Origin of the sequence: Streptomyces phytophilus (genome assembly GCF_013870535.1) — a bacterium.
GTDB lineage: Bacteria > Actinomycetota > Actinomycetes > Streptomycetales > Streptomycetaceae > Streptomyces > Streptomyces phytophilus.
The window spans coordinates 1-7,667 of record NZ_JACBXC010000174.1 but is presented as its reverse complement, the minus strand read 5'-3'; the positions used below and the strand labels follow the sequence as shown (position 1 = coordinate 7,667).

Sequence of the window (7,667 nt, the reverse complement as noted above, 5' to 3'; positions counted from 1 at the left end):
GCCTCCGCCTCCTTCTTGGCCTTCGCGGCCGCCTTGTGGGCGTCCTCGGCGGCCTCCTGCGCCTGCGTGCGCAGGTCGAGGCGCATGGCCGCGGTCTGGGTGGCGTCGGCGCTCTGCTCGACGCCGGTGCTGAGCGCCGTGCTCACGCCGACGGCGGGCAGCTCGGCGGTCACGGCGGGGAGTTCCGCGGTCGACTCGGTGGCCGTCGACCCGGCGGTCTTGCTGGTGTCTGCGAGGGCGGGAGCGGACGCCGCCGTCGCGACCATCGTGCCGAGGGCGCCACCGGCGACTCCGGTGCGGACGACCCACGCGGGGGTCTGCCGGCACCGGGGCTTCCGGTGGCTGGGTATGTGCGGTTTACGGGACATGGACACCAGCGCTATCAGGGGGAAGGTCCGTCTTTCAACAGTCGTGGGATGCGCCACACTTGGCGGGCCTCTCCGCGAAATGGGGCATTTGGGCGGTCTGTTCTCCCGGCGTGCCCCGGCGTCCGGCTTGCCGTGCGCCGTTACCCGGCCGATACGCACGGCATTTGGGCCGTCCGTCGAACGTTGCCGGACGGTTATCACTTCTCCCGCCGCAAACCAAGCAAGGGCCCTTGTCCCGGAACCCGTGCTGTGGCCCAAATCACTCCGGTCCGTTTCTCCGTCCCATGCTCCCCGCGGGCCGCTTGAGAGGCCGTACGCACGTGCCCGTACCCCGCAATAACAATTGAGCGTGCGCGCGCTCGAATTCGCCTCCGGCCGCCCCGCCGCGAAATCGCCCGCCCGCGGAGCCCCGCTCCCCTCCGCCCCACTGACCTGCGGCTGCCCGCCGGTGGCGGCGATCCGGTGATCGTTCCTTCGCACCGCGTGAGCCGCCCGGCGGGCATTCGATCGCCCGATCGATCACCGGGTGGTTAAGATCACAAAGCCGTAGGGGACCCCCGTGTCACAGATCACAGAGCAGTGGGCATAAGATGCCCATCAGTAGGGCTTGTGAACTGCCTCACATGTGCGCGATCTTGGTGGGGCAGGAACGCGAGTCCGGTGTGGACTGGCAGGCAGTCATCGTCGACTGGAGAGGAGCGGGGCAGCGGTGAACGTATACACGCCGATCCTCGTGCTCGGAGCCATTGCGGCGGCCTTCGCGGTGTTCTCCGTGGTCGCGGCGGCGCTCGTGGGTCCGAAGCGCTACAACCGGGCCAAGCTCGAAGCGTACGAGTGCGGCATCGAGCCGACTCCGATGCCGCCCGGCGGGGGTCGCTTCCCGGTCAAGTACTACCTGACGGCGATGTTGTTCATCATCTTCGACATCGAGATCGTCTTCCTCTACCCCTGGGCCGTCTCGTTCGACGCCCTCGGGATCTTCGGGCTCGTGGAGATGCTGCTCTTCGTGCTCACCGTCTTCGTCGCGTACGCCTACGTGTGGCGGCGCGGCGGACTGGAATGGGACTAGGGGGCACCACGAATGGGACTTGAGGAAAAGCTCCCGAGCGGGTTCATCCTGAGCACGGTCGAGGAGGCCGCCGGACTGGCGCGCAAGTCGTCGGTCTTCCCGGCGACGTTCGGCCTCGCCTGCTGCGCGTTCGAGATGATGACCGCCGGCGCCGGCCGCTACGACCTGGCGCGCTTCGGCATGGAGGTCTTCCGCGGCTCGCCCCGCCAGGCGGACCTGATGATCGTCGCGGGCCGGGTGAGCCAGAAGATGGCGCCGGTGCTGCGGCAGGTCTACGACCAGATGCCGAACCCCAAGTGGGTCATCTCGATGGGCGTCTGCGCCTCGTCCGGCGGCATGTTCAACAACTACGCGATCGTGCAGGGCGTCGACCACGTCGTGCCGGTCGACATCTACCTGCCCGGCTGCCCGCCGCGCCCCGAGATGCTCATCGACGCGATCCTCAAGCTGCACGAGAAGATCCGCCACGAGAAGCTCGGCGTGAACCGCGAGGAGGCCGCCCGGGAGGCCGAGGAGGCCGCGCTGAAGGCGCTGCCGACGATCGAGATGAAGGGTCTTCTCCGGTGAGTGGGGAGAACGCGGACGGGGTGAACCCCGACCAGGACGTGAACGCGGAGAACCTGCCGGGCCGGCGCGGCGATCACGGCGAGACCATCCGCGTCCAGCGCGGCATGTTCGGCTCCGAGACCGGCGGCGACACCTCCGGCTACGGCGGCCTGGTGCGCAGCGTCCGGCTGCCCGGCGAGTCCGTGCGCCCCTACGGCGGCTGGTTCGACGAGGTCGCGGACGAGCTGGAGGGCGCCCTCGAAGAGCAGGGGCTCGTCCCGGAGAACGCGATCGAGAAGACCGTCGTCGACCGCGGCGAGCTGACCTTCCACGTCGAACGTACGCACCTGCTGCGCGTGATGCGGACCCTGCGCGACGACCCGGCGCTGCGCTTCGAGCTGTGTACCGGCGTCTCCGGCGTGCACTACCCCGGCGACAAGGGCCGCGAGCTGCACGCCGTGTACCACCTGCGCTCGCTCACCCACACCCGGCTGCTCCGGGTCGAGGTCAGCGCGCCCGACGCCGATCCGCACATCCCGTCCGTCGTCGAGGTCTACCCGACCAACGACTGGCACGAGCGCGAGACGTACGACTTCTTCGGCATCGTCTTCGACGGGCACCCGGCGCTGACCCGGATCTTCATGCCGGACGACTGGCAGGGCCATCCGCAGCGCAAGGACTACCCCCTCGGCGGCATCCCCGTCGAGTACAAGGGCGCGCAGATCCCGGCTCCCGACCAGCGGAGGTCGTACCGATGAGCACCACCCACGCGACCGGGGCGGCCCGGGAGACCACCGAGGGCACCGTCTACACGGTCACCGGCGGCGACTGGGACGAGGTCGTCGAGTCGGTCCACCGGGCCGACGACGAGCGGATCGTCGTCAACATGGGCCCCCAGCACCCCTCCACCCACGGCGTGCTGCGGCTCATCCTGGAGATCGACGGCGAGACCGTGACGGAGACCCGCTGCGGTATCGGCTACCTGCACACCGGCATCGAGAAGAACCTCGAATACCGCACGTGGACCCAGGGCTCCACCTTCGTGACCCGCATGGACTACCTGACCTCGTTCTTCAACGAGGCCGGGTACAGCATGGCGGTGGAGAGGCTGCTCGGCATCACCGACGAGGTGCCCGACCGCGCCACGGTCCTGCGGGTGCTGCTGATGGAGCTGAACCGGATCTCCTCCCACCTGGTGGCCATCGCCACCGGCGGGATGGAGCTGGGTGCCACCACGGTCATGGTCTACGGCTTCCGGGACCGTGAGATGGTCCTCGACCTGTTCGAGCTGATCACCGGCCTGCGCATGAACCACGCGTTCATCCGCCCCGGCGGCCTCGCCCAGGACCTGCCGCCCGGCGCGGTCGACGCCGTCCGCGAGACGATCAAGAAGCTCCGCAAGAACTTCCCGGAGTACGACAAGCTCGCCACCAACAACCCGGCGTTCAAGGCGCGGATGCAGGACATCGCGCACCTGGACCTGGCCGGCTGCCTGTCCCTGGGCGTCACCGGCCCGGTGCTGCGCGCCACCGGGCTGCCGCACGACCTGCGCAAGACGGACCCGTACTGCGGCTACGAGACGTACGACTTCGACGTCCCCACCGCCGACACCGCCGACGCCTACGGCCGCTTCCTCATCCGGCTGGAGGAGATGCGCCAGTCGCTGCGGATCGTCGAGCAGTGCGTGGACCGGCTGGAGCCGGGCCCGGTGATGGTCGCCGACAAGAAGATCGCCTGGCCCGCGCAGCTCGCGCTGGGGCCCGACGGCCTCGGCAACTCGCTGGACCACATCAAGAAGATCATGGGCACCTCCATGGAGGCCCTGATCCACCACTTCAAGCTGGTCACCGAGGGCTTCCGGGTGCCGCCGGGGCAGGCGTACGTGGCGGTGGAGTCGCCCAAGGGCGAACTGGGCGTACACGCCGTCAGCGACGGCGCCACCCGCCCGTTCCGGGTGCACTTCCGCGAGCCGTCGTTCGTGAACCTGCAGGCCATCGCGGCCATGACCGAGGGCGGCCAGGTGGCCGACGTGATCGTGGCGATCGCGTCCCTCGACCCCGTGCTGGGAGGCGTCGACCGATGACGACAGCAGAACGCGACGCGGGGGGCCGGACGGCCGTCTCGCTGGGCATGCCCCAGCCGCCCGCCCCCGACTACCCGGCCGAGGTGCGCGAGCGGCTGGCCGCGGACGCGCAGGAGATCATCGGCCGCTACCCGGACAGCCGGTCGGCGCTGCTGCCGATGCTGCACCTGGTGCAGTCGGAGGAGGGGCACGTCACCCGCACCGGCATGCAGTTCTGTGCGGAGCTGCTGGACCTGACCGCCGCCGAGGTGACCGCGGTCGCCACCTTCTACACCATGTACCGGCGCAAGCCCTCCGGCGACTACCAGGTCGGGGTCTGCACCAACACGCTCTGCGCGGTCATGGGCGGCGACGCCATCTTCGACGAGCTGAAGGAGCACCTGGGCGTCGGCAACCAGGAGACCACCGAGGACGGCAAGGTCACTCTGGAGCACATCGAGTGCAACGCCGCCTGCGACTTCGCCCCCGTGGTGATGGTCAACTGGGAATTCTTCGACAACCAGACGCCCGAGTCCGCCAAGCGGCTCGTGGACGACCTGCGCGCGGGCGCCGAGGTGCACCCCACCCGCGGCGCGAAGCTGTGCACCTTCAAGGAGACCGCCCGCATCCTGGCCGGCTTCCCCGACGAGCGCCCCGGCGCCGTCGCGGAGTCCGGCGGCGCGGGCCCCGCCTCGCTCATCGGGCTGCGCATGGCCAAGGGCGAGGAACCGGCCGCGCGCGTGGTCAGCCAGCGCAGCGAGCCGCACCCGGACAACCCGCCGCCGGACGCGCTGGAGGACCAGCCGCCGGCCGGCCACCCCAGTTCGCACGACGCGCCGCAGCAGACCTCCGCGTCCGACCCGGCGCACCCGCCCACCGCGTCCGCGGATGAGCCCACCGAGGAGGAGGGCGCGTGATGACCGTCGACTCGCCGGAGAAGCTGCTGACCCCGGTGCTCTCCGCCTTCTGGGACGACCCCGAGTCCTGGACCCTGGAGACGTACCGGCGCAACGAGGGCTACCAGGGCCTGCGCAAGGCCCTCGCGATGTCGCCCGACGACGTCATCGCGTACGTCAAGGACGCCGGCCTGCGCGGCCGCGGCGGCGCCGGCTTCCCCACCGGCATGAAGTGGCAGTTCATCCCGCAGGGCGACGGCAAGCCGCACTACCTCGTCGTCAACGCCGACGAGTCGGAGCCGGGCACCTGCAAGGACATCCCGCTGCTCTTCGCCAACCCGCACTCCCTCATCGAGGGCATCGTCATCGCCTGTTACGCGTTCCGGTCCAACCACGCGTTCATCTACCTGCGCGGCGAGGTCGTGCCGGTGCTGCGCAGGCTGCACGAGGCGGTCCGCGAGGCGTACGCCGCGGGCTTCCTCGGCAAGGACGTCCTCGGCTCCGGGCTCGACCTGGACGTCACGGTGCACGCCGGCGCCGGCGCGTACATCTGCGGCGAGGAGACGGCGCTGCTCGACTCGCTGGAGGGCCGCCGCGGCCAGCCCCGGCTGCGTCCCCCCTTCCCGGCGGTCGAGGGCCTCTACGCCTGCCCCACCGTGGTGAACAACGTCGAGTCCATCGCCTCCGTTCCCGCGATCATGAACAAGGGCAAGGAGTGGTTCCGCACGATGGGCAGCGAGAAGTCCCCGGGCTTCACGCTGTACTCCCTCTCCGGCCACGTCGCCCGCCCCGGCCAGTACGAGGCGCCGCTCGGCATCACCCTGCGCCAACTGCTCGACATGGGCGGCGGCATGCGCCCCGGGCACCGGCTGAAGTTCTGGACCCCCGGCGGCTCCTCCACCCCGATGCTCACCGAGGAGCACCTGGACGTCCCCCTCGACTACGAGGGCGTCGGCGGCGCCGGCTCCATGCTCGGCACCAAGGCGCTGCAGTGCTTCGACGAGACGACCTGCGTGGTACGGGCCGTCACCCGCTGGACCGAGTTCTACGAGCACGAGTCCTGCGGCAAGTGCACGCCCTGCCGCGAGGGCACGTACTGGCTCGTCCAACTGCTCCGCGACATCGAGGCCGGCAAGGGCTCCCTGGCCGACCTCGACAAGCTCAACGACATCGCCGACAACATCAACGGCAAGTCCTTCTGCGCCCTCGGCGACGGCGCCGCCGCGCCGATCTTCTCCTCGCTGAAGTACTTCCGCGAGGAGTACGAGCAGCACGTCACCGGCGGCGGCTGCCCCTTCGACCCCGCCAAGTCCACCGTCTGGGCCGACACCCCCGGCTCCACGAACCACCGGGAGGTGACCGCGTGACCGTCACGGAGCCGGAGAAGGCAGCCGGGAAGCCCGCCGCGCCGGAGAACATGGTCACGCTGACCATCGACGGCGTCGAGGTCAGCGTGCCCAAGGGCACCCTGGTCATCCGGGCCGCCGAGCAACTCGGCATCGAGGTCCCGCGGTTCTGCGACCACCCGCTCCTCGACCCGGTCGGCGCCTGCCGCCAGTGCATCGTCGAGATCGAGGGCCAGCGCAAACCGTCGGCGTCCTGCACCATCACCTGCACCGACGGGATGGTGGTCAGGACCCAGCTCACCTCCGACGTCGCCGAGAAGTCGCAGCGGGGCGTGATGGAGCTGCTGCTCATCAACCACCCGCTGGACTGCCCGGTCTGCGACAAGGGCGGCGAGTGCCCGCTGCAGAACCAGGCGATGTCCGCCGGGCAGGCCGAGAGCCGCTTCGACGGCCAGAAGCGCACGTTCGAAAAGCCCGTGCCGATCTCGGCGCAGGTGCTGCTCGACCGCGAGCGCTGCGTGCTGTGCGCGCGCTGCACCCGGTTCTCCAACCAGATCGCGGGCGACCCGATGATCGAGATGCTGGACCGCGGCGCGCTCCAGCAGGTCGGTACGGGCGAGGGCGTGCCCTTCGAGTCGTACTTCTCGGGCAACACCATCCAGATCTGCCCGGTCGGCGCGCTCACCTCGAAGATGTACCGCTTCCGCTCGCGCCCCTTCGACCTGATCTCCTCGCCGTCCGTCTGCGAGCACTGCGCCGGCGGCTGCGCCACCCGCACCGACCACCGCCGCGGCAAGGTCATGCGGCGGCTCGCCGCCGACGACCCCGAGGTCAACGAGGAGTGGATGTGCGACAAGGGCCGCTTCGGCTTCCGCTACGCGCAGCTGCCCGACCGCCTCACCCAGCCGCTGGTCCGCGACGAGAACGGTGAGCTGCAGCCGGCGAGCTGGCCCGAGGCGCTGCGCGCCGCGGCCACCGGCCTGGCGGCGGCCCGCGGGCGGGCGGGGGTGCTCACCGGCGGGCGGCTGACGCTGGAGGACTCCTACGCGTACGCGAAGTTCGCGCGCGCCGCGCTCGACACCAACGACATCGACTTCCGCGCCCGGGTGCACAGCGCCGAGGAGACCGAGTTCCTGGCCGCGCAGGTCGCGGGCAGCGGCCGCGGCGTCACCTACGGCGCGCTGGAGAAGGCGCCCGCGGTGCTGCTGGCCGGCCTGGAGGCCGAGGAGGAGGCGCCCGGCGTCTTCCTCCGGCTGCGCAAGGCGTGGCGGAAGAAGGGCCTGAAGGTCTACTCGATCGCGCCCTTCGCCACCCGCGGGCTGACGAAGGCGGGCGGCACGCTGCTGCCGGCCGCCCCCGGCACCGAGCCGAGCTGGCTCG

The 7,667-nt window shown here is 70.5% G+C and carries 7 protein-coding genes and 1 pseudogene; 7 read left to right on the top strand and 1 reads right to left on the bottom strand.

The window, feature by feature from the left end; translation table 11 throughout:
- Positions 1-368, bottom strand: a pseudogene (locus H5J30_RS11470) (glycoside hydrolase); the annotation flags it as partial.
- A gap of 709 nt (positions 369-1,077) precedes the next feature.
- Between H5J30_RS11470 and H5J30_RS11465 the strand changes: the two are divergent.
- From H5J30_RS11465 to H5J30_RS11435, 7 genes are all read left to right on the top strand, one after another.
- Positions 1,078-1,437 carry an NADH-quinone oxidoreductase subunit A gene (locus H5J30_RS11465; RefSeq protein ID WP_018840719.1) on the top strand — a complete coding sequence of 120 codons (360 nt, stop codon included), beginning with the start codon at positions 1,078-1,080 and terminating at the stop codon, positions 1,435-1,437.
- A 12-nt stretch (positions 1,438-1,449) separates the two neighbouring features.
- Positions 1,450-2,004 (top strand): NuoB/complex I 20 kDa subunit family protein, encoded by a 555-nt coding sequence (locus tag H5J30_RS11460; RefSeq protein ID WP_181787330.1) that lies wholly within the window; start codon positions 1,450-1,452, stop codon positions 2,002-2,004.
- Between the two features lie 20 nt (positions 2,005-2,024).
- On the top strand, positions 2,025-2,741 hold the full coding sequence (locus H5J30_RS11455) for an NADH-quinone oxidoreductase subunit C (RefSeq protein ID WP_374100968.1): 717 nt from the start codon (positions 2,025-2,027) through the stop codon (positions 2,739-2,741).
- Entirely contained in the window at positions 2,738-4,066 is a 1,329-nt protein-coding gene (locus tag H5J30_RS11450; protein WP_181787328.1) for an NADH-quinone oxidoreductase subunit D, read from the top strand. Before H5J30_RS11455 ends, H5J30_RS11450 begins: the two co-directional genes overlap by 4 nt.
- Positions 4,063-4,962, top strand: coding sequence for an NADH-quinone oxidoreductase subunit NuoE (gene nuoE / locus H5J30_RS11445; protein ID WP_181787327.1), 900 nt, complete (start codon positions 4,063-4,065; stop codon positions 4,960-4,962). The genes H5J30_RS11450 and nuoE overlap by 4 nt, the downstream gene beginning before the upstream one ends.
- Positions 4,962-6,308 (top strand): NADH-quinone oxidoreductase subunit NuoF, encoded by a 1,347-nt coding sequence (gene nuoF / locus H5J30_RS11440; RefSeq protein ID WP_181787326.1) that lies wholly within the window; start codon positions 4,962-4,964, stop codon positions 6,306-6,308. The genes nuoE and nuoF overlap by 1 nt, the downstream gene beginning before the upstream one ends.
- Before the next feature lie 50 nt (positions 6,309-6,358).
- On the top strand, positions 6,359-7,667 hold a 1,309-nt coding region (locus H5J30_RS11435), incomplete at its 3' end, for an NADH-quinone oxidoreductase subunit G (protein WP_220188793.1).